Genomic DNA, 21858 nt, shown 5'->3' on the forward strand with positions numbered 1-21858 from the left:
CGGCCACTTGGGCAGCCAGATCGAGGCCGGCCGAAGCCCCCTCCGGGGCGGGTAAGTACCGAGCATCGCTACAATCCGTCTTTTGGAGCTTCACCCATGCGCCTTCTCGGCAAAGCGCTCACCTTCGACGACGTGTTGTTGGTGCCAGCGTTCTCCCAGGTCCTGCCCAAGGACACCTCTCTCGCCACCCGTTTTTCCCGCAACATCGCGCTGAATCTGCCGCTGGTCTCCGCCGCGATGGACACGGTGACCGAGGCTCGCCTCGCCATCGCGATCGCGCAGGAAGGCGGCATCGGCATCGTGCACAAGAACTTCACCGCAGCCGAGCAGGCCGCGCAGGTTGCCAAGGTGAAGCGGTATGAGTCGGGCGTACTGCGCGATCCGGTGGTGATCACGCCGACGCACACTGTGCTGCAGGTCATGCAGCTGTCCGACGAACTCGGCATCTCGGGCTTCCCGGTGCTCGACGGCGGCAAGGTGGTCGGCATCGTGACGGGTCGTGACCTGCGTTTTGAAAACCGCTACGACGTGCCGGTGAGCGAGATCATGACGCCGCGCGAAAAGCTCATCACCGTGCCCGACGGCACCACGCTGGCCGAAGCCAAGGCGCTGCTCAACAAGCACAAGCTCGAACGCCTGCTGGTCATCAACAGCGCGTGGGAGCTCAAGGGCCTGATCACCGTCAAGGACATCACCAAGCAGACCAGCTTCCCCAACGCGGCGCGCGACCCAAGCGGTCGCCTGCGCGTGGGCGCGGCGGTAGGAGTGGGCGAGGGCACCGAGGAACGCGTCGAGGCGCTGGTCAAGGCCGGCGTCGATGCGATCGTGGTCGACACCGCGCACGGCCACAGCGCCGGCGTGATCGAGCGCGTGCGCTGGGTCAAGAAGAACTATCCGCAGGTCGACGTGATCGGCGGCAACATTGCCACCGGCGACGCCGCGCGTGCGCTGGCCGATGCCGGCGCGGACGCGGTCAAGGTCGGCATCGGCCCCGGATCGATCTGCACCACGCGCATCGTCGCCGGTGTGGGCGTGCCGCAGATCATGGCCGTGGACAACGTGGCCACCGCGCTGCAGGGCACTGGCATTCCGCTGATCGCTGACGGCGGCATCCGCTATTCGGGCGACATCGCCAAGGCCATTGCCGCAGGCGCCAGCACCGTGATGATGGGCGGCATGTTCGCAGGCACCGAAGAGGCGCCCGGCGAGATCGTGCTGTTCCAGGGCCGCAGCTACAAGAGCTACCGCGGCATGGGCTCCATCGGTGCCATGCAGCAGGGCAGCGCCGACCGCTACTTCCAGGAATCCACCACTGGTAATCCCAACGCCGACAAGCTGGTTCCCGAAGGCATCGAAGGGCGCGTGCCCTACAAGGGCTCGATGGTTTCCATCGTGTACCAGATGTCGGGCGGCTTGCGCGCCAGCATGGGCTACTGCGGCTGCGCGACCATCGAGGACATGAAGAACAAGGCCGAGTTCGTCGAGATCACCACGGCCGGCATCCGCGAGAGCCACGTTCACGACGTGCAGATCACCAAGGAAGCGCCGAACTACCGCGCCGAATAAGTGCTGAGCGAGCCCAATCTGGCCAGACCTTGAAAGTCGGGCCAGATTGGCGTTAGAATTTGGGCCAGATTCAATTTTTCTGGCCCAAATGCAATCCATCGGCATCGCTGAAGCCAAGAACAACTTCTCGGCCCTGATCGACTCGGTCGAAAAGGGCGAGGAGGTTCGCATCACCCGCCACGGCAAGGAAGTCGTGCGCATGCTGCCGGTGCGGCGCAAGCCAGTCATCACCGACGAGCAGATCGAGCGCGAGCTCGGCCAGATTGACGCGCTGCACGCCACCATCCAGCCCGGCCGCCCGGTGCGCGCATTGCTCGACGAAGGGCGTCAATCGTGACAGCCTTCGTCATGGACGCTTCCGTCACCGCCGCCTGGCTGCTGCCAGACCAGGCCAGCGAACACACCCGCAAGCTCTACGCCGCCATCCGCCGCGACGAAGTGGAGCCGCAGGCGCCCAATGCCTGGCAGTGGGAGTGCGCCAACATCCTTGCCAATGGCGTGCGCAGCGGCCGCATTCCGACTTCGGCGGTCGAAGGGTTGTGGAGCGTGCTCGACGCCATCCGCCATCGCGTCGAACTGCACGAACTCGCGCCCGCGCAACACAAGGCCGTCCTGGCCGTGGCCATCGATGCCGGCGTGTCGCTCTACGATGCGGGCTATCTCTGGCTCGCGCGCTCGCTCAATCTCCCGCTCGCCACTTTCGACGAGCAACTCATCCAGGCCGCACCCAAGGCGGGTGTGAAGCTGTTCGACATTTCAACGCTCTGACCGAGTCTTCTCCATGCAACACGACAAGATCCTCATCCTCGATTTCGGCTCGCAAGTCACGCAGCTCATTGCTCGCCGCGTGCGCGAGGCGCATGTGCTCAGCGAGGTGCATCCCTGCGACGTCACCGACGAGTGGGTGCGCGAATACGCGGCCGACGGCCACCTCAAGGGCGTGATTCTTTCGGGCAGCCACGCCAGCGTGTACGAAGAAACCACCGACAAGGCCCCGCAGGCCGTGTTCGACCTGGGCGTGCCCGTGCTCGGCATCTGCTACGGCATGCAGACCATGGCACACCAGCTCGGCGGCAAGGTCGAAGGCGGCCACAAGCGCGAGTTCGGCTTTGCGTCCGTGCGCGCCCACGGCCACACCGCGCTGCTGAAAGACATTGCCGACTTCACCACGCCCGAAGGCCACGGCATGCTCAACGTGTGGATGAGCCATGGCGACAAGGTGACCGAGCTGCCGCCGGGCTTCAAGCTCATGGCCAGCACCGAGAGCTGCCCCATCGCCGGCATGGCCGACGAGGCGCGCCGCTACTACGCGCTCCAGTTCCATCCCGAAGTGACGCACACGGTGCAGGGCAAGGCGATCATCGATCGCTTCGTGCTCGGCATCTGCGAAGCAAAGCCCGACTGGGTCATGCGCGACCACATCGCCGAAGCCGTCGAGAAGATCCGCGAGCAAGTCGGCGACGAGGAAGTCATCCTCGGCCTCTCCGGCGGTGTCGATTCGAGCGTGGCGGCCGCGTTGATTCATCGCGCCATCGGCGACCAGCTGACCTGCGTGTTCGTCGACCACGGCCTCTTGCGGCTGAACGAGGGCGACATGGTTATGGAGATGTTCGAAGGCAAGCTGCATGCGAAGGTCATTCGCGTCGATGCGAGCGACCTGTTCCTCGGCAAGCTCGCTGGCGTGAGCGACCCCGAAGCCAAGCGCAAGATCATCGGCGGCGAGTTCGTCACCGTGTTCAAGCAGGAAGCCGCCAAGCTCAAGGCCGGCGACGGAGGACACAAGGGCGCGACCTTCCTCGCACAGGGAACGATCTACCCCGACGTCATCGAGTCGGGCGGCGCCAAGAGCAAGAAGGCCGTCACCATCAAGAGCCACCACAACGTGGGCGGCCTGCCCGAACAGCTCGGCCTCAAGCTGCTCGAGCCGCTGCGTGACCTGTTCAAGGATGAAGTGCGTGAACTCGGTGTGGCGCTCGGCCTGCCGCCCGAGATGGTGTACCGCCACCCATTCCCCGGCCCGGGCCTGGGCGTGCGCATTCTTGGCGAAGTCAAGAAGGAATACGCCGACCTGCTGCGCCGCGCCGACGCGATCTTCATCGAGGAGCTGCGCAACTTCAAGGATGAATCGGGCAAGACCTGGTACGACCTCACGAGCCAGGCTTTTACCGTGTTCCTCCCCGTGAAGAGCGTGGGCGTGATGGGCGACGGCCGTACTTATGACTACGTCGTCGCTCTGCGCGCCGTGCAGACCAGCGACTTCATGACCGCCGACTGGGCCGAGCTGCCGTATGCACTGCTCAAGAAGGTGTCGGGCCGCATCATCAACGAAGTGCGCGGCATCAACCGAGTGACCTATGACGTGTCGAGCAAGCCGCCGGCGACGATCGAGTGGGAGTGAGTGCTGGAAACGTAGGCGTGACCAGCGGCTGAGAGCGCGCGCTCAGGCCGCCACGACGATCGGAAATCGCGCCTGCAATCCGTCCGGCCCGCGCTCGAATGGCACGGTGACGGCGTCCTTCGCGGCCTGGGGCAGGTTGCGCCAGAGAAAGTCGCGCGCGTTGCCCGGGTCGCCGGCCACATAGAGCTGCGTGGTCAGCAGTTCGCGCGTGCCGAGCTTCACCTTGACGTGGATGTGCGGTGTGCGGCCGCTGTAGGCGACCGGCCGGATGGTGCGAAAGCGCCAGCTGCCGTCCTCGCCCACGGCGACGCGGCCGAAGCCCTGGAAAGCGGCGTCGGCCCGGTCGCCGTCGCCCGGATGGTGGTAGTGGCCGTTTTCGTCGCATTGCCAGATCTCGACCTGCGCGCCGCGCAGCGGCTTGCCGTCCAGGTCGGTCACGGTGCCGTCGACCCAGGCCGGCTGGCCGCGGCGATAGTTCAGCGTGCCGTTGCGCAGCAGGTCGTTGTCGGAATCTTGCGGCAGCCGGACCGGATAGAACGGCCCCTCGGTCTGCGAAGGCGTTGCGAGCCGGGCCGCCGCCGGTTGCGCGCGGGCGCCCAGCCAGAGCGCGGGCGCGGCAACCAGCGCCGCGGCGACGGTGCGCCGGGGAAGGCCGTGTTCTGGTGTGGCGTTCATGGTCCGTCAGAGCCGCGCCGCTGGCGCGAGTTCCGCTCCGACCCGAATGTCAACGTGCCGGACTTTTGAACCTGCTGCGGGCATGTGCCGCCTTGGCCCGGACCACGCAACCGGTTGCATGGTCGTTGATGAGGCCCATGGCCTGCATGAAGGCATACACCGTGGTCGGCCCAACGAACTTCCAGCCGAGCTTCTTCAAGGCCTTGGACAGGGCGATGGACGCTTCGGAGGTCGAAGCGGTCTGCGGTTCACCGAGCTGCGCTGCATCCGGCTCGTGGCGCCAAAAGAATGAAGCCAGCGAGCCGTGGAGGGCGACCAGCTCCTGGGCCCTTGCGGCGTTGTGAATCACCGCCTCGATCTTGCCGCGGTGGCGCACGATGCCCGGGTCCTGCAGCAGGCGTTCGACGTCTCGCGCGGTGAAGCGGGCGATTTTTTCGAAGTCGAAACCGTGGAACGCCGCGCGAAAGTTCTCCCGCTTGGCCAATATGGTGCGCCAGCTCAGGCCGGACTGGAAACCTTCCAGGCAGATCTTCTCGAACAAGCGGCGATCGTCTTTCACCGGGAAGCCCCATTCCGTGTCGTGATAAGCCAGGAATTCAGGAGCGGTTGCGCACCAGCGGCAGCGGGGGTGGCCGTCGGGACCGTCGATCAATGCATTCATGTGTTGTTGTGGCCGGGTACTCTCCGCGCCGTTTCGAAGGCAGCTATCCTATTTGCAGGAGGTGCAGATTTGCAAATGACCGGCCCGCCGCCGCCACCGCGCCAGACCCCTGACACTGCGCTGCCCAGGGAGCACCTGGCCCACTCGGTCTTTTTCGCGATCTTCCCGCAGCGCGACGATGCGAAGCGCATCGCCGCGCAGAGTGCGCGCCTCGGTGAGCAGCATGCGCTGAAAGCAAAGATGACCGGGATGCATCGCCTGCATGTCACGCTGCATCATTTCGGCAGGTTTGCCGCTGTGCCGCCCGAGCTGTTGCAAGCTGCCCTCAGCGCGGCCGCCACCGTGGCACCCCCGTCATTCGACGTCGTGTTCGACGAGGCGTTGCGTTTTGAAAAGAGCAAGGCTTTCGTGCTGTGCGGGCATGAAGGCACTTCCGAACTGGCGGCGTTCAGGCAGCGACTGAGCGAAGCGTTGGCGAAGGCGCGGTTCGCGTGCGAGCCGTCCTTCACACCTCACATGACCCTTGCCTACACCAGCAGCAACATGAAGGCGCATCCCATCGCGCCGATCCGGTGGACCGCCGATTCATTCGCGCTGGTCGACAGCCACGTGGGCAAGCGTGTCTATGAAGTGTTGGGTCGATGGTCGGCTGCACCGGATCCTTCCGCGCTGCTCGTCTGATCGCCTTGCGCAAACTGCGAGGTCCGGCGATCTGTTGCGCATCGGGCGCGCGCGATCTGTATCTGTTCTTCGGAACGCGGCTCGCGACAATGAGGCTTCATCCAACGGAAGCCAAATGACAGCCCTGACCAGAGACCAGATTGCAGACCGTATTGCCGCCGAGCTGGGCCACAGTTTCGAGGGCGAGCTTGTCGCCGGTGGGCACTACGCGCCCGTCGCGCGCGACGGGAATACGCTTTACACCAGCGGCCAGGTGCCACGCGTGGGCACCACGGTGGTCGTAACCGGTCGCGTGGGCGAGCAGGTGTCGCTCGAGAAGGCCCGCGAAGCTGCGCAGATCTGCGCCTTGCGCTGCCTGACTCTGCTGCGGCGCGAGCTCGGCTCGCTCGACGGCATCGAGAAGCTGCTGCGCGTCGGCGTCTTCGTGCAGTGCACGGCCGATTTCACCCAGCAGAGCGAAGTGGCCGATGCGGCATCCGACCTGCTGCACCGCGTGTTCGGCGATGCGGGTGTGCATGTGCGCACCGCGGTAGGCGTCTACGCGCTGCCCAAGAATGCGAGCGTCGAGCTGGAAATGACGGCGCTCGCCAAGCGCTAGCGTTTCGGCAGATCGACGATGTCCCGCGCGAGCGAGGCGATCGTCAGCGGCGCGCAGCCTTCGGCGTTGTTGCTCACGGTGACGTAGGCGTGCTGGCCCGCACGGGTGGTTCCGGAAATCACCTTGGCCAGCGCCGCGCGTGTCTCGGGGTCGGGATCGACGATCTTGTCGAACGGGCCATACAGCTTTTCCGCATCCTCATAGCCAAAGCGGCCATGCCGGCGATGCAGGTTCCAGCGGCACACCAGCGGCCCGGGCCAGAGGGCGCGCAGCATCGGCAGCTGGTCTTCGATGGGCGGCATCTTCGCGTGCAGGCCCATGCAGAAGGTGGCGCCCACGCTGCGCAGCATGTCGGCGAAGGCGGGGCACAGCAATTGCGGGTCGCGCACTTCGACGGCAATCACGGCGTCGGGTGCGACCGGCTTCAGACCGGGCAGCGCTTCGAGCATTTCGCCGATGCGCGCCAGGAGGGCGGGCTGGTCGGCCAGCAGTTGCGACGGAATCGGGCTCAGCTGGAACACCAGCGCGCCGATGCGGTGGCCCAGGCCTTCGAGCGCGGGCCGCACGAACTCCTGGATGGCGATCTCGCTGTTCAGGAACACCGGGTTCACCTGCGTTCCCCGGCCGCTTTCATCGCGCACCGTGGCATCGGTCACCAGGCTCGGCGCCTTCACCACGAAGCGGAAGTCGTCCGGCACCATGGCCGCGTAGCGTGCGTACTGGCTCGCCGTGAGTGCGCGATAGAAGTTGCGATCCAGGCTCACGGTGCGAAAGAGCGGGTGCCGCGCCAATGCGGCGAGGCCGTTCTTCGAGAGTGCGGTTTCGGCGTATTCGCCGTCCCAGACGAGATTGGCCCAGCCGGGATAGCTCCATGAAGAGGTGCCGAGCCGAAGCAGGGGAGGGAGCGTTCCGGCCAGCTCGACCAGTGCCGGATCGACCGGCGCAGCGGCCACGGTGCCGCCGCGTGTTTTCTTGCGCGTCGGCACCTCGGCGGAAGGCTTGGCCTCGACAGGCGGCGGCAAGGGCGGGGGCGCCTCTGCCGGGCGCGGGAGATCGGGAAAGAGGGAGTCCTGCAGTTCAGCCATGTCTGGGCCCGCATTCTCGGCCCACATCGGCCGGGCTCGCAGCGAGAGGCACAATCCGCGCCATGAAACAGTGGTTGCGTGCACAGGGTGGCTGGTGGCTGGCATGGCTCGCCTTGACGGGCGTGGGTGCCGTGTGGCTCGTGCGCGCAGAACTTGCACAGATGCAGCAGGACTTCGGCTCCGACGTGCGCATTGCCCACCGCATCCTGAGCCAACAGGTGGTGCAGTACGACGCGGTGCTGGCCACGGTCGCGCTGCTGGAACCCGGCACCGGCGCCGACCATCCGGAGCAGCGCCTGCCATCGGTCTATCCGTCGATCCTGCGGGTGCAGCGGCGCGCCGGTGACGAACCCTGGCCCGACGAAAAGCACGCCAGCGCCTTGGCCGCCGCAGAAGCGCGTTCGCGCAGCCAGCGCCGCGCCGAATTGGCCGCGCCCGATCTTGCGCGCGGCCGTTATCAGCTCGTGATGGGCGCCACGCCTTTCAGCTACGCGCTGGAGATCGATCTGGCGGGCTCGATCCCGTGGCGCGACTGGCCGATGGACCCGCGGCGCAGTCCGGTGCGGCTGAGCCTGCAGCGCGACGGCCAGCAACTGGTGCTGCAGCCTGGCCAGCCTGGAGACGGCAGTGGCTGGCGCTTCGATCTCACCAAGGCACTGGCATCGCCGAGCCAGCCCTTCGAGCTGGTGGCCGTGCGCCACGTGGGCTGGGGTGAATTGCCTTGGCGCAGCATGGCCGGCTGGGCCGGGGCAGTGGGCTTGCTGCTGGCGGGGCTCTGGGCTGCGCAGCGGCAGCGCATTGCGCGCCGGCGGGCCGAAGAGCTGCTGCGACTTGGCCAGGTGGCTCGGCTCAATGCACTGGGCGAACTTTCGGCCGGCCTCGCGCATGAACTGAACCAGCCACTCACGGCGGTGCTCGCCAATGCCCAGGCCGCGCGCCGCCTGCTCGACGATGATCCACCCGACCTGGCCACGGCACGCGATGCCATGGGGCAGGCGGTCGAGCAGGCGCGCCGGGCGGCCGGCGTGGTCGGCCGGCTGCGCCGCGTCATCGAACGGCCCGAGGCCGAGGGCGAGGTGCGCCCGCTGGTGCTCCAGGAGCTGGTTCGCAGCGCCATGCACCTGCTGGCGCCCGAGTTCGCCAAGCGCTCGGTGTCGGCACAGTTCGACGCCACCGCCCAAGCCCCTGTACGCGTGCAAGCCGATGCGGTGGCGCTCGAGCAGATCGTGCACAACCTGCTGATGAATGCCTTGCAGGCGCTGGAACTCGTGCCCGCGCCGGAGCGGCGGCTGGCGGTCTCGGTCGGCCGCAACGGTCAGGAGGGCGTGCTGACCATCACGGACAACGGCCGCGGCATCTCGCCGGAAGCCTTTCCACGCCTTTTCGAACCCTTCTTCAGCACGCGCGAAGGTGGCCTCGGCCTTGGCCTCAGCCTGAGCGAAACGCTGGCGAGCGGCATGGGCGGCAGCCTGAGCGCTGCCAACGTACCGCCGCATGGCGCGCGCTTCACGCTCGCGCTGCCCCTGGTGGCCCGACCGGCGGAGCATGCGGCATGAACGCTCCGGCCCCTCATGAACCGCAGTCGCCGCTGATTCACCTGATCGACGACGACCAGGCGGTGCGCGAGAGTCTCTCGCTGCTGATCGGCACGGTCGGCCTGCGGGTGCAGGGCTGGGCCGATCCGCAAGCCTTCATCGATGGCTTCGACCGCGCGAGTGTCGGCGCCATCGTGCTCGACGTGCGCATGCCCGGCATTAGCGGCCTCACGGTGCTCGACCGGCTGGTGGCGCAAGGCGTCGACCAGCCGGTGATCATGCTGACCGGCCACGGAACGGTCGAGATGTGCCGCCGCGCCTTCAAGGCCGGCGCGGCGGAGTTTCTCGAGAAGCCGGTGGACGACGAGCAGCTGCTCGAGGCGCTGCAGCACGCCGTGCGCCAGCACGTGCGTTCGCGCGAGCGCTCGCAGGCCGACAACGCCGCGCGCGAGAGGGTCGCGCAGCTGTCGGAGCGCGAGCGAGAGGTGCTGGCCTTCATCGTGCAGGGCCTCACCAACAAGGAGATTGCGCGCACGCTCGCGCTGTCGCCGCGCACGGTGGAAACGCACCGCGCCAACCTGTTCGCCAAGCTCGACTGCGACTCGCTCGCGCAGCTGATCCGGGGCTACGCCGTGCTGGTGGCCGGGGACTCCTGAAACCCGGCGCTCCGTAGTTCTACGGAGCGCCGGGCGTAGCCGTACGAATGGCCTCGGCGGCCGGTGTTTTCTACAGTGGCGCAGCTGCCGGCAACGCGCCGGCGCAATCACCTCGCATCCACTGGAGAAACTAAAAATGCGTTCCACCCTTCGCCTTGGCGGCCTCGCCATCTTGCTTGCCGCATCTGCCGTACAGGCCCAGACGCCCGCTCCCGCGGTGCGCACCGAAAAGAACATGTCGCTCGCGCTGGCCAACCAGATCGCGGCCGAAGCCGTGGCGGCCTGTGCTGCCAACGGCTACAACGTGGCCGCCACCGTGGTCGACCGCGCCGGCACCGTGCGGGCCGTGCAGCGTGCCGACAACGCCGGCCCGCACACGCTGGCATCGAGCGAGCGCAAGGCCTGGACCTCGGCGTCCGCCAAGAACGCGACCCAGGCCATGATGGAAGGTTCGCAAAAGAACCCGGGCGGCGCGAACGTCGTCTACCTGCCGGGCTTTTTGCTGCTGGGCGGCGGCGTGCCGGTGAAGTCGGGCAACGACGTGATCGGCGCCGTGGGCGTGGGCGGTGCACCCGGCGGCAACCTCGACGAACAGTGCGCCAATGCTGCGCTCGAAAAGGTCAAGGGGCTTCTGGGCTGACGATGATGAAGTGCGGTATCTGGTCCGGCATATTGGTGATCGCGCTCGGCATGGGCGCATCGGCCGCCGTATTGGCCCAGGTGCCGCCGCAAGCGGCCGAAGTGCTGGCCTACGAAGGGCTGCACCGGGCCGCCTGGCAGGGCGACCTGCCGAAGGTCAAGGCGCTGATCGCGTCCGGCGCCAACCTCGATGTGCGCGATGCGCGAGGCCGCACGCCCTTGCACGTCGCCACCCATGCCCGGCAGCGCGAGGCGGTGAAGCTGCTCGCCAAGGCCGGTGCAAACCTCGATGCGCTCGAAGACGACCGCTACGACGCGGTGACCATCGCGTCGGTGGCCGACGACCCCAGCACACTCGCGCTCTTGCTGTCGCTCGGCGCCAATCCCGGGCAGGTGACCAGCCGCTACGACGGCACCGCGCTGATCGCCGCGGCGCACCTGGGCCATGACGAGGTGGTCCGCAAGCTGATTGCGGCGGGCGCGCCGATCGACCACGTCAACAACCTGCACTGGACGGCGGTGATCGAAGCCATCGTGCTCGGCGACGGCGGCCCGCGCCACCAGCGCACGCTCGCCGCGCTGATCGATGCCGGCGCCAACCTGAAGCTGACCGACCGCCAGGGCAACACACCGCTGCAGCTGGCCAGTGCGCGCGGCTATACGGCCATGGTCAAGCTGCTGGAAGCGCCGCGCCCGAGATAGCGTCGGCTCGGGGACAATGGCGGCTCGCCACGAGGAAACCGCCCCATGTACATGCCCACGCAATTCATCGCCAAGGTAGGAAGCTGAGATGCGCGTGTTTGCATTGCTCAGCCTAGTACTGGCGCTCGTAATCGTCGGCCTGCTCGCGAAAAAACAATTGGCTACCGCAGCGGCGCCCGTATTGCCGTCTGTGCCCGGTGTCGCCGCTCCCGCGCTGGGCGATGCGCCTGTCAATGCGCGCACGCAGGCCGAGCAGGTGCAAAAGCAGGTCAAGGAAGCGCTCGACGCCGCGGCGCAGGCGCGCAAGATGCCGGATGACAACTGAGCCCACGCAGCCTTCGCAGCCGAGCGGCGACGCGCACTGGATGGCGCTGGCGCTGGCCGAGGCGCGCCGGGCGGCCGAAGCCGGCGAGGTGCCGGTGGGTGCGGTGCTGGTCAGGGGCGGGCAGCTCGTCGCCACGGGGCGCAACGCACCCGTCGCGCAGCATGACCCGAGCGCCCACGCCGAAATTAACGCGCTGCGCGCCGGCGCCGCGGCACTCGGCAACTACCGCCTCGACGGCTGCGAGCTGTTCGTCACGCTCGAGCCCTGTGCCATGTGCGCGGGCGCCATGCTGCATTCGCGACTGGCGCGCGTGGTGTTCGGAGCGGCCGACCCCAAGACGGGCGCGGCCGGCTCGGTGCTCGATCTTTTTGCCGAACCCCGGCTGAACCACCGCACGCAAGTGCAGGGCGGCGTGCTGGCCGCGGAGTGCAGCGCAGTGTTGCAACAGTTTTTCCAGCAGCGTCGCGAGGCGGCGCGCGAGCAGGCCGAGCCCTTGCGCGATGACGCGCTGCGCACGCCGGCCGAGCGATTCGATGCGCTTCGCGACTACGCCTTCGAACCGCGCTACGTGCAGGATCTGCCCAGCCTCAATGGCTGGCGCATGCACTATATCGACGAAGGTCCCCGGGATGCTGCGGAGGCGGCCTGCTGCATCTGTTTGCACGGCTCGGGCGAATGGGGCTATTTTTTTCGCCACCTCGTCGGAATGCCCGGACTCCGCACGCTGGTGCCTGACCTCATTGGCTTCGGCAAGAGCGACAAGCCCAAGCGAGAAGCAGCGCACCGCCTCGAATGGCACTGCCAGGTGGTGAGCGAATGGCTCGATCGCACGGCGCCGGCGCCCATGGCGCTGGTGCACAGCGCCGCGGCCGCCGGGCTTGCCGCGTTGCTGCAGGCCGCCAGGCCCGATCTTTTTACGGCCGTGCTCCTGGCTCCCGAGGGCGGCGAAAAAGTCGCCGACGCATGGCGCGCGCCATTTCCGGACCGCGGCTACCAGGCCGCGCTGCGCGCGCTCGGCCCCTTGGCGTCGTCCTCCGGTCCGAGCGGCTCGCAGGCTGCGTTGCTCGCACGGCAGGTGCGCAACGCAATGGGATACTCGGCGCCGTGACCAAGAAACACATCTACATCTATTCCCCCTCCAGCGCGATTCGCGACAAGGCCGCCTTCCGCCGCGGCGTCGCAAGACTCAAGACCCTGGGCTACGAAGTCGAACTCGACGAAGCGGCACTTGCCGCCTACCAGCGCTTTGCGGGCGACGACGCGACGCGGCTCGCCGCCATTGGCCGCGCGGCCGCCAGCGGTGCCGACATTGCCCTGATCGGGCGCGGCGGCTACGGGCTCACGCGCATCCTGGACGCCATTCCCTACAAGGCCGTGGCCAAAGCCATCCAGCGCGGCACCGAATTCGTCGGCGTCAGCGACTTCACCGCATTGCAGAGCGCGCTGCTCGTCAAAACCGGTGCCGTGACCTGGGCCGGCCCGGCCGTTGGCGAAGACTTCGGCGCAGAAGGCGGCTCGGACGACATCATGGAAGCCTGCTTCGATGACCTCGTGAGCGGGCAGGGCGAAGGCACGGGTTGGCGCATGCCAGTGCGCGATGCCGACTTGAAGCTCAAGCCCGTGCACGACGCCACCCTGTGGGGCGGCAACCTGTGCGTGCTCACGAGCCTGCTGGGAACGCCTTACTTTCCGGCAGTCGACAAGGGCGTGCTTTTTATCGAGGACACCAACGAGCATCCGTACCGTATCGAGCGCATGCTCGACCAGCTGCGCATGGCCGGCGTACTGGCACGCCAGCGCGCCATCGTGTTCGGCCAGTTCACCGGCATGCGCAAGGTGCCGGGCTACGACCGCGGTTTCGGGTTCGATTCGGTGGTCGACCGGCTGCGCGCCGCGCTCAAGGTGCCTGTGCTCACCGGCCTTCCATTCGGCCACGTGCAGACCAAGGTGCTGCTCCCCGTGGGCGCCAAGGTCGAGCTGGCCGCCGAAGGACGCGACGTTTTCATGGTGTGGGGCCATCGGCATGCCGACGGCCATGCGCACCACGACCATGCCCACTGAGCAAGCCGGCGTTTCGCCTGAAGGAAGGCGCCAGTAAAAAAAAGCGGCAGCCGAAAGCTGCCGGAGCCTCAAGGAGCCTCAGGAAGGCTCAGTGCGTGAAGCGCTGGTGCGCCCGCGGTCCCATGGACCCCGGCAGGCCGCCCTTGAACATGCTGTTGATGGCTTTCATCTGGCGGCGGGCGGCCGCCTCGCCGTCGATGGCGCTCAGCGCCACCATCACGTCCTGCCGCAAATACCAGAGTGCTTCGACGTCGGTTGCAAACCGCACGCGCTGCGCGACGCGCTGGACCGAATGCCCACCGTGCGACTGCAGCACCGAAAGCATGGCTGTCCGGATGCGGCTCAGTTGGTTTTCTCCCACGCGGCCAGACCCGAGGCCGGGGATTCCCAACAGGCGGAAAAAGCGACGAAACGACGACATGAGCACCAAAAGCGTATTGCCGAAAGCCAGAACGGTTGGTACCTTAAGCCTCAATGCGGCAATTCACAAGTTCTGGAACACTGTTTCTTGTTTGTAAACAACAAACTTTTCTCTTCAGTTGCGCGGCCCCTGGTTTTATGACTGCAAAAGTAATAAGAAATAACGATTGGTAGGGCCCGGCCGCATGAGCAGCGAAGGTTTAGCAGGCGGAACGCATTGCGCCGCCGTCTCCCTGGCTTCTAATACGTAGCCACGAGGCAAGTAGCCACGAGCGGCCACCACCACCGAATTCCTTCAAGCATGGGTGTCAACTCCACAATCGTTTTCGCAGACCTGACCGGAAGTTCCCGCGTGTTCGAAGCCATGGGAAACGTACGGGCCACGGAAACGGTGACGCGGCTTACCCAATGGATCGGCAGCATTTGCCAGGCCCACGGCGGCCGGGTCGTGAAGTCGCTGGGCGACGGGGTGTTCGCGACTTTCTCGAACGCCGCCGCGGCGACGCACGCCGTGATCGAACTGCAGCGCTACCACCACAAGCGGCTCATGGCATGGCCGGTGCCGCTGCGCATGGCCCTGCAGATCGGCGTGGCCAGCGGCGAAGTGCTGGAGGTCGAGGGCGACTGCTTCGGCGATGCGGTCAACCTGGCGTCGCGCCTCAGCGACCTGGCGGGGCCTGGCCAGATCTGGGCGGCCGACGCCGTCATTGCACAAATGGGCGAGGTGGGGGTTCGTCACCGCGACCTGGGCCTCATCACCATCCGCGGGCGCAGCGAAATGTCCGCCGTTCACCGCATCGACTGGCAGGAGGAACTGACCTCTTTCCTGACCGTGCCGGCCGCGCTGACGCCGACTCGCCTGCCCGATTCATCCTTTGGGCAGATCGAACTGGCGTGGCTCGACGTGCGTTCCATGTTCCGCACCGAAGAGCTTCCGATCCACCTCGGCCGGGTGAACGACGCGCAGTTCATGGTCAACGATCCGCGCGTATCGCGGCTGCATGCGCGCATCGAGTTGCGCAGCGGCAGTTGCGTGCTGACCGATCTCAGCACCTATGGCACCTGGGTTCGGTTTCATGGCAACGACGGCCCCAGCAACGAGATTGCGCTGCGGCGCGGGGAATGCGTGCTGCATGGCAGCGGCGAGATCGGCCTGGGCGCGCCGCTGAGCGATATCACCGCGCCGACCATCGCCTTCAATACCGCGGGTGCCCAGGTGCAGCTCTCGCGCCGCGAAGTCGCGCGCTAGGTGCTGCCCGCGCTCAGTGCGGCGCTTCCAGAAGCGCGGCCAGTTGGCCGATGTCGATCGGCTTTTGCAGGTGATGGTCGAACAGCTCGCGCGCCGCCGCGCCGGCAGCGTCTTCGACCGAGAAGCCCGAAATGGCGATGAGCAGCTTCGGGCTGCCTTCCCCCGGGGACGAGCGCAAGCGCCGCGCCACCTCGCTGCCCGGAAAGTCGGGCAGCGTGAGGTCGATGAGCGCCGCATCGAAGCGCTCCGCTGCGGCCGCATCCAGGGCCTGTTGGGCGGTGTAGGCGCAGCGGGCGGTATGGTCCTGCAGCGTCAAGAGCTCCTGCAGCAGGTCTGCCGCGGCTACGTTGTCGTCGACGATCAGCACATTCACTGGGGGCAAGCCTTGTTGGGGGAACGAAGCTTCGAGTATCCCGGTCCACCGACCCCCACGCAGTAGGAGGGCGCCTACGTCCGCGCTTGCGTCGCAGTCTTTGCCTCGGCCTGCAGCGGCAGCTCGACCTTGAACAGGGCACCGTGGCCGGGCGTGCTCTCCACCTCGATGCGCCCGTGGTGCAGGCCCACGATCTTGCGCGTGATGTAGAGCCCGAGGCCCAGCCCCGAGGCGTGCTTGCGGCTGTCGTCGGTGCGTTCGAACTGCTCGAAGATGCGTTCCTGGTCTTCCGGTGCAATGCCGATGCCCTGGTCGCGCACCGTGATGCGCGCGGTGTCGCCGGCCTTGCTCAGCATCATCTCCACCGGTTTGCCGCGGCCGTAGCGCAGCGCATTGGTCAGCAGGTTGGTCAGCACCTGTTCGATGCGGAATTCGTCCCACACGCCCCGCAGTTCGCCCGGCGCCTCGAGCGCAATCTCGGAGCCCGCGGCCTCTGCCTGGTGCCGCAGGCCCTCCACCACGGTGCGCGCGAGCGCGGCAAGGTCGACCGGCTGGGGCTGGATCGACAGCGCATCGCGCCGCATGCGCGTCACGTCGAGCATGTCGTCGATCAGCCGCACCATGTTGCGAATCTGCCGCTGGTCGCGTTCGATCATTGCGGGCAAGCGTTCCGCCGCAAAGGACTCCAGCCTGCCTTTGGACACATGCAGCTGCCGCAGCTGCGTTTCGAGATACAGCGTGTTGAGCGGCGTGCGCAGCTCGTGCGAAACCATCGACATGAAATCGTCGCGCATGCGCACCGCGTGTTCGAGCTTGCGCTGCGTGTGCCGCAGCTGCTCCACCAGCTCTTCCTGTTTCTGGTGGGCAGCCGCGAGTTTTTCCATCTCCTGGTCAAGCGCCTTGCGGTGGCGATGCAGGTCGACGAACACGTTGACCTTGCTGGTGACCGCATGCGGGTCGAGCGGCTTGTGCAAAAAGTCGACGGCGCCGCTCTCGTAGCCCCGGAACGCATAGTTGAGTTCACGGCCCGCTGCGCTCACGAAGATGATCGGGATGTGCCGTGTGCGCTCGGTGCCGCGCATCAACTCGGCCAGTTCGAAACCGTTCATGCCAGGCATCTGCACATCGAGAATGGCCAGCGCAAATTCGTGGTCGAGCAGCAGCGCCAGGGCCTCTTCGGCCGAAGTCGCGCGGTACACCGCGCGATCGGGTCCGCGGATCAGGGCCTCCAGCGCCAGAAGGTTTTCGGGCAGGTCATCGACGATCAGCAGCTTGCTTTCGACGTCAATGGACATGGGCAGACTCCAGTTGCAAGAGCAGGGCGCGAAGCTCGCGCAAGGGAAGCACGTGGTCGGGAGAGTGCAAGGCAATGGCCGCTTCGGGCATGATGGAAATCTGGGCTTCGTTGGGGTCCTGGACGGCGGTGATGCCACCGGCCAGATGAATGCGCTGCAGGCCCTCGGCGCCATCGTCGTTGGCGCCGGTGAGCAGAATGCCGGCCAGCGCCGGCCCGTAGGCATCGGCCGCGGAGGCCATCAATACATCGATCGACGGCCGCGAAAAGCGCACCGGCGGCTCGCAGCTGAGCGAGAAGCGGCGGTTGCGCTCGATCGACAGATGGTAGCCGGGCGGCGCAAAGTACACATGGCCGGCCGCGAGCGGCATCTTGTCAGCGGCCTCGTGCACCGGCACTTGAAGGCGCTCGGCAAAGATTTCGGCCAGGTGGCTCTCATGCCCTTCGGGCAGGTGCAGGACCACCACCAGCGGAAGATGCCAGGGCAGCGGAAGGTCGTGCAGCATCCGCAGCAGCGCATCGATGCCGCCGGCGGAGGCGCCGAGCACCGCGGCCTCGATGCGCCTCACAGGAAATGGCGTGACGTCCGTCTTCATGTGGCCTTGCGGTAGATGCGCTCCGGCTTCGCGTGCGCGTCGAAACGTTCCGAATAGCTCGAGAAATCGATGCTCTCCTTGGCACCAAGGCCCAGAAATCCGCGGTGGCACAGCGACTCGTGAAACAGGCCCAGCGCACGGTCTTGCAGCTCGCGGTTGAAATAGATGAGCACGTTGCGGCACGACACGAGCTGCGTTTCGGCAAACACGCTATCGGTGGCCAGGCTGTGGTCGGCAAAAATCACGTCGGCGCACAGCGAGGGGTCAAAGCGCGCGGCTTCGTAGGCGGCGGTGTAGTAATCGGAGAACGAACTCCGGCCGCCGGCGCGCTGGTAGTTGGCCGTGTAGCCGCGAATCGACTCGATGGGAAAGATGCCTTGTCGCGCCTTCTCGAGCGAGTCTGGATTGATGTCGGTCGCATAGATCTGCGTGCGCGAAAGCAGGCCTTCCTCCCGCAGCAGAATGGCGAGCGAAAACACCTCCTCGCCGGTGCTGCAGCCCGCGACCCACACCTTCACCGAAGGATAGGTGTGCAGGATCGGCACCACGTGCTGGCGCAGTGCCAGAAAGTAAGCCGGGTCGCGGAACATCTCGCTCACCGGAATCGTCAGATATTGCAGCAGCCGGCCGAAGAGCCCCGGGTCGCGCAGCACTTTTTCCTGCAGGGCGGAGATGCTCGGAAGCCCGAGCTGCGCCAGCGCATGCAGCACGCGGCGCTTTTGCGAAGCCAGCGTGTAGTTGCGGAAGTCGTAGCTGTACTTGAGGTAGATCGCCTCCATCAGCAGGCGCAGTTCGATCTCCGTGTTGCTGAGCGGAGAGGGCACGGGAGAGGGCGTGGCAATGCGGTTCACAGCCGCTCCATTTTCGGCATCCACACGCGCAGAAGCGAGAACAGGCGCTCCAAATCCACAGGCTTTGCCAGGTAGTCGCTCGCGCCCGCGGCCAGGCATTGCTCGCGGTCGTCCTTCATGGCCTTGGCGGTGATGGCGATCACGGGAAGCTTCTCGAAGCGCCTGTCGGCACGCAGCCGGCGCGTGGCCTCCAGGCCGTCCATCTCCGGCATCATCACGTCCATCAGCACCAGGTCGATCTCGGGCACCTGCTCGAGCTTTTCGAGCGCCTCGCGGCCGTTGCGGCCGATCTCGACCGCTGCGCCGCGCTGCTCCAGCGCGCTGGTCAGCGCGAAGATGTTTCGCACGTCGTCGTCCACCAGCAGGATGGTGCGGCCCTCGAAGATGCGGTCGCGCCCGCGCGCGGCCTTCAGCATGCCCTGGCGCTCGCTGGAAAGCTCGGCCTCCACCTTGTGCAGGAACAAGGTCACCTCGTCGAGCAGCCGCTCCGGCGAGCGCGCGCCCTTGATGATGATGGAACGCGAATAGCGTTGCAGCTCGGCCTCCTCGTCGCGCGTGAGGTTGCGCCCGGTGTAGACGATGACGGGCGGAAACGAAACGATCTCTTCGGCCGCCATGCGCTTGAGCAACTCGCCGCCCTGCATGTCGGGCAGGTGCAGGTCGGTGATCATGCAGTCGAAGACGCGCCTTCGCAGCAGGTCGAGCGCATCTTCGCCCGAGCCCACGGCAATGATCTCGATGTCTTCGTCGCCGATCAAACGGATCACGCTTTCGCGCTGCAGCGCATCGTCCTCGACCAGCAGCACGGTCTTGACTTTCTGCGTGAGTTTTTCCTCCAGCCGGGCGAACACCTGCATCAGTTCGGCGCGCGTGGCGGGCTTCTGCGCATAGCCGATCGCGCCCATGTGCAGCGCGGCGGCCTGCGCGTTGTCGGCGGCCGACACTACGTGGATCGGAATGTGGCGCGTCTGCGGCGAATCCTTCAGGCGCTGCAGCAGGTCGAGGCCGGTGCTGTCGGGCAGGCGCATGTCCAGCAGGATGGCATCGGGCAGGAACTGCTGCGCCAGATCGAAGCCGTCGGCCGCACCGTGCGCCACCAGGCAGCGGTAGCCGAGTTCGTGCGCCAGGTCATAGAGGATATGTGCGAACTGCGGCTCGTCCTCGATCACCAGCACCCGCCGCACCTGATCGCGCGGCATCGCGCGATCGTCGGAAAACTGCGGCGCAGGCACCACGGCCGGCGGCGCAGGCGCGGCCAGAGCAGCCTGCGGCACGGGCGGCAGGACGGGCGCAGGCTTTGCGGAAGCAGCGGGCGGCGTACGCTGCAATGCTTGCGGCGCCACCGCAGGCAGCTGCAGCGTGAAGGTGCTGCCCTGGCCGGGCTGGCTCTGCACCGATAGCGTGCCGCCCAGAAGGCGGGTGAGGTCGCGCGAGATCGAGAGGCCCAGGCCGGTGCCGCCATAGCGCCGGCTGGTGGTGCCGTCGGCCTGGTGAAAGGCTTCGAAGATGAGCTGCTGCTGTTCCGGCGCAATGCCAATGCCCGAATCGGAAACCGCGAACACCGCGCCGCCGTCGGGTGCGGCCGAAACCACCAGCGCTACCTCGCCGCTGTCGGTGAACTTGAGTGCGTTGGAGAGCAGGTTCTTCAGGATCTGCTCGACCCGATGCCGGTCGGTCACCAGCGATGCAGGCACGTCCGGATGCATGGTGAGCTTGAAGCTCAGGCGCTTCTCCGCGGCCATCGGGCTGAAGGTGCTCTCCAGGCTGCGCGCGAGCTTGTCGAGCACCACGTCTTCGATCACCACTTCGAGCTTGCCCGCCTCGACCTTCGAGATGTCCAGGATGTCATTGATGAGCACCAAGAGGTCGTTGCCCGACGCGTAGATGGCCTTCGCAAACTTCACCTGTTCGGGGCTCAGGTTGCCCTGCGCGTTGTCGCCGAGCAGCTTGGCCAGGATGAGCGCGCTGTTGAGCGGGGTGCGCAGCTCGTGCGACATGTTGGCCAGAAACTCCGACTTGTAGCGGCTGGCGCGCTGCAATTCGTCGGCGCGGTCTTCGAGGTCGCGCTGCACGCGGCGCAAGGCGGCATTGCGCTGGTCCAAGGCCTCGGTGCGCTCGGAGAGCTGGCTGTTGGTCTGCTCCAGTTCGGCCTGCTGGTTCTCCAGCATGGCTTGCGAGGCGCGCAGCGCGCGCGACTGCTCTTCGAGTTCCTCGTTGGCGGTGCGCAGTTCTTCCTGCTGCACCTGAAGTTCCTCGTTGAGCTGCTGCGTTTCGGCCAGCGCGTCCTGCAGCTGTTCGCGGTAGCGTGCCGCTGCGAGCGAAGCGCCGATGTCCTCGGCCACCAGGTCGAGCAGTTCGTTGGTCCGCGCATCGGGCACGCCCGGAAGGCCGAGCTCGACCACGCCGTTCACGATGCGGTCGCTGGACACCGGCACCAGCAGCACGGCCGACGGCGCCATTTCGCCTAGGCCTGAATTGACCTTCAGGTAGTCGGCCTGAATGGGCTCGATCAGCATGCGGCGCCGCTCGGCCGCGGCCTGGCCCACCAGGCTCTGGGTGGGCGAAAACACCTGCGCCGTGGCCTCGGCCTCCATCGAGAAGCCGTAGCTCGCGGCACGGCGCAGCGTGCCATGGCGCTCCCGCACGTACAGCGCGCCCACGGCGCTGCCCAGGCGCCGCGAGAAGAACGCGAGCACCTTGCGGCCCAGGTCGTTTGCGCTCAGCTCGCCCACCAGCTCGCCGACAAGTTCGGTTTGCGCGCTGCGCAGCCAGGCTTGCTGCGCCAGCCGCTCGGCGTGCGTGGCCTGCTCCCGCAGCACTGCGTCGTAGCTCTCCGAAAGCCGCATGAGCTGCCGCCGGCCGAAGTAGGCCACCATGCCGGTGAACACCAGCGTGAAGAGCATGAACACACCCACCACCAGCCAGCTGGTGCGGTTGGCCTCCTCGTTGCGCTGGAAGCGCAGGCCTTGCTCGGTGTCCATGAAGGCCGTGAACTCGGCGCGCATGTCGTCGCTCAGCCGCTTGCCGCGGCCCTGCCGCACCAGCGCCTGGTAGTCGCCGCCGTTGCGCCGTGCGGCGATCATCTCGGTCGCGAATTCATTCCATTCCGCTTGCAGCGCGGCGATGCGTCCGATCCGCTCACCTTGCTGCCGGTTATCGGAGACCTGCCCTTGGAGCGCCTCGATGTCGCCCTTGATCCTCGGCAGGGCGCTCTGGTAGGGCTCCAGAAAACTTTCTTCGCCGGTGATGAGGAAGCCGCGCAGGCCGGTTTCCATGTCGATGGTGCGGCGCTGCAATTCGCTCGCGTTGCGCACGACTCGGTCGGTGGATTCGACCCGGCTGATGGCCGACAGCAGAAACACGATCAACCCCACGAACACCAGCGCGCCGATCAGGCCGCCAAGCAAAGGCCACTTCAGGTTGCGGCTCAGAAGACGCTCAAAATCATCAGGGTCGATGGCGGTGGGGGATTTCATTCACGGGGATTTGTAAG

At 66.6% G+C, this 21858-nt stretch carries 23 protein-coding genes; 14 read left to right on the forward strand and 9 right to left on the reverse strand.

All coding sequences use genetic code 11. The features are described from left to right. The first annotated feature begins 96 nt into the window (after positions 1-96). The 4 genes from guaB to guaA all read left to right on the forward strand — a co-directional run bounded on the left by guaB (position 97) and on the right by guaA (position 3964). Positions 97-1566 (forward strand): IMP dehydrogenase, encoded by a 1470-nt coding sequence (gene guaB / locus J2X92_RS16970; protein WP_055797099.1) that lies wholly within the window; start codon positions 97-99, stop codon positions 1564-1566. A gap of 88 nt (positions 1567-1654) precedes the next feature. Next, on the forward strand, positions 1655-1903 hold the full coding sequence (locus tag J2X92_RS16975) for a type II toxin-antitoxin system Phd/YefM family antitoxin (protein ID WP_055797102.1): 249 nt from the start codon (positions 1655-1657) through the stop codon (positions 1901-1903). Between the two features lie 11 nt (positions 1904-1914). Beyond that, positions 1915-2334, forward strand: coding sequence for a type II toxin-antitoxin system VapC family toxin (locus tag J2X92_RS16980; RefSeq protein ID WP_124959705.1), 420 nt, complete (start codon positions 1915-1917; stop codon positions 2332-2334). Positions 2335-2347: 13 nt separating this feature from the next. Then, a complete protein-coding gene (guaA, locus tag J2X92_RS16985; RefSeq protein WP_307577101.1) occupies positions 2348-3964 on the forward strand; it encodes a glutamine-hydrolyzing GMP synthase in 1617 nt (538 codons plus the stop codon). A 42-nt stretch (positions 3965-4006) separates the two neighbouring features. Here the strand turns inward: guaA and J2X92_RS16990 are convergent, their stop codons facing one another. Further along, positions 4007-4639 (reverse strand): protocatechuate 3,4-dioxygenase, encoded by a 633-nt coding sequence (locus tag J2X92_RS16990; protein ID WP_307577102.1) that lies wholly within the window; start codon positions 4637-4639, stop codon positions 4007-4009. Positions 4640-4688: 49 nt separating this feature from the next. Then, complete coding sequence (locus J2X92_RS16995; RefSeq protein ID WP_307577103.1) at positions 4689-5300, reverse strand: DNA-3-methyladenine glycosylase I; 612 nt, start codon at positions 5298-5300, stop codon at positions 4689-4691. A gap of 75 nt (positions 5301-5375) precedes the next feature. On the opposite strand from J2X92_RS16995, the gene J2X92_RS17000 reads away from it, so the two are divergent. Then, positions 5376-5981: a 2'-5' RNA ligase family protein gene (locus J2X92_RS17000; RefSeq protein ID WP_307577166.1), complete on the forward strand. Its 606-nt coding sequence runs from the start codon at positions 5376-5378 to the stop codon at positions 5979-5981. A 115-nt stretch (positions 5982-6096) separates the two neighbouring features. Next, complete coding sequence (locus J2X92_RS17005) at positions 6097-6579, forward strand: RidA family protein (protein WP_307577104.1); 483 nt, start codon at positions 6097-6099, stop codon at positions 6577-6579. On the opposite strand, the gene J2X92_RS17010 is transcribed toward J2X92_RS17005, so the two are convergent. Further along, positions 6576-7664, reverse strand: a complete 1089-nt coding sequence (locus tag J2X92_RS17010) for a DUF72 domain-containing protein (RefSeq protein ID WP_307577105.1) — start codon at positions 7662-7664, stop codon at positions 6576-6578. The two genes, J2X92_RS17005 and J2X92_RS17010, sit on opposite strands and share 4 nt — an antisense overlap. A 62-nt stretch (positions 7665-7726) precedes the next feature. Between J2X92_RS17010 and J2X92_RS17015 the strand changes: the two genes are divergently transcribed. The 7 genes from J2X92_RS17015 to J2X92_RS17045 all read left to right on the forward strand — a co-directional run bounded on the left by J2X92_RS17015 (position 7727) and on the right by J2X92_RS17045 (position 13582). Next, positions 7727-9220, forward strand: coding sequence for a sensor histidine kinase (locus tag J2X92_RS17015; protein WP_307577106.1), 1494 nt, complete (start codon positions 7727-7729; stop codon positions 9218-9220). Continuing rightward, complete coding sequence (locus J2X92_RS17020; RefSeq protein WP_307577107.1) at positions 9217-9855, forward strand: response regulator transcription factor; 639 nt, start codon at positions 9217-9219, stop codon at positions 9853-9855. The genes J2X92_RS17015 and J2X92_RS17020 overlap by 4 nt, the downstream gene beginning before the upstream one ends. A gap of 136 nt (positions 9856-9991) precedes the next feature. Next, entirely contained in the window at positions 9992-10495 is a 504-nt protein-coding gene (locus tag J2X92_RS17025; RefSeq protein ID WP_307577108.1) for a GlcG/HbpS family heme-binding protein, read from the forward strand. Positions 10496-10497: 2 nt separating this feature from the next. Beyond that, positions 10498-11196: an ankyrin repeat domain-containing protein gene (locus J2X92_RS17030; RefSeq protein WP_307577109.1), complete on the forward strand. Its 699-nt coding sequence runs from the start codon at positions 10498-10500 to the stop codon at positions 11194-11196. An 88-nt stretch (positions 11197-11284) separates the two neighbouring features. Next, positions 11285-11521 (forward strand): hypothetical protein, encoded by a 237-nt coding sequence (locus tag J2X92_RS17035; RefSeq protein ID WP_307577110.1) that lies wholly within the window; start codon positions 11285-11287, stop codon positions 11519-11521. After that, on the forward strand, positions 11511-12629 hold the full coding sequence (gene tadA / locus J2X92_RS17040) for a tRNA adenosine(34) deaminase TadA (RefSeq protein WP_307577111.1): 1119 nt from the start codon (positions 11511-11513) through the stop codon (positions 12627-12629). Before J2X92_RS17035 ends, tadA begins: the two co-directional genes overlap by 11 nt. Next, positions 12626-13582 carry an LD-carboxypeptidase gene (locus J2X92_RS17045; protein WP_307577112.1) on the forward strand — a complete coding sequence of 319 codons (957 nt, stop codon included), beginning with the start codon at positions 12626-12628 and terminating at the stop codon, positions 13580-13582. The genes tadA and J2X92_RS17045 overlap by 4 nt, the downstream gene beginning before the upstream one ends. 88 nt (positions 13583-13670) lie before the next feature. Here the strand turns inward: J2X92_RS17045 and J2X92_RS17050 are convergent, their stop codons facing one another. After that, a complete protein-coding gene (locus J2X92_RS17050) occupies positions 13671-13943 on the reverse strand; it encodes a hypothetical protein (RefSeq protein WP_307577113.1) in 273 nt (90 codons plus the stop codon). Positions 13944-14303: 360 nt separating this feature from the next. On the opposite strand from J2X92_RS17050, the gene J2X92_RS17055 reads away from it, so the two are divergent. Beyond that, complete coding sequence (locus J2X92_RS17055) at positions 14304-15251, forward strand: adenylate/guanylate cyclase domain-containing protein (protein ID WP_307577114.1); 948 nt, start codon at positions 14304-14306, stop codon at positions 15249-15251. Between the two features lie 13 nt (positions 15252-15264). Here J2X92_RS17055 and J2X92_RS17060 read toward each other — a convergent pair whose 3' ends face one another. The 5 genes from J2X92_RS17060 to J2X92_RS17080 form a co-directional block, all read right to left on the reverse strand. Then, positions 15265-15624, reverse strand: coding sequence for a response regulator (locus J2X92_RS17060; RefSeq protein ID WP_307577115.1), 360 nt, complete (start codon positions 15622-15624; stop codon positions 15265-15267). Between the two features lie 74 nt (positions 15625-15698). Beyond that, entirely contained in the window at positions 15699-16919 is a 1221-nt protein-coding gene (locus J2X92_RS17065) for a hybrid sensor histidine kinase/response regulator (protein ID WP_307577116.1), read from the reverse strand. Beyond that, positions 16909-17514 (reverse strand): chemotaxis protein CheB, encoded by a 606-nt coding sequence (locus J2X92_RS17070; RefSeq protein WP_307577117.1) that lies wholly within the window; start codon positions 17512-17514, stop codon positions 16909-16911. Before J2X92_RS17070 ends, J2X92_RS17065 begins: the two co-directional genes overlap by 11 nt. Further along, a complete protein-coding gene (locus tag J2X92_RS17075) occupies positions 17511-18365 on the reverse strand; it encodes a CheR family methyltransferase (protein WP_307577118.1) in 855 nt (284 codons plus the stop codon). The genes J2X92_RS17070 and J2X92_RS17075 overlap by 4 nt, the downstream gene beginning before the upstream one ends. Further along, positions 18362-21841 carry a response regulator gene (locus tag J2X92_RS17080; protein WP_307577119.1) on the reverse strand — a complete coding sequence of 1160 codons (3480 nt, stop codon included), beginning with the start codon at positions 21839-21841 and terminating at the stop codon, positions 18362-18364. Before J2X92_RS17080 ends, J2X92_RS17075 begins: the two co-directional genes overlap by 4 nt. Positions 21842-21858 lie beyond the last annotated feature (17 nt).

Source organism: Variovorax paradoxus (assembly GCF_030811855.1).
In the GTDB taxonomy this organism is placed as follows: domain Bacteria; phylum Pseudomonadota; class Gammaproteobacteria; order Burkholderiales; family Burkholderiaceae_C; genus Variovorax; species Variovorax paradoxus_L.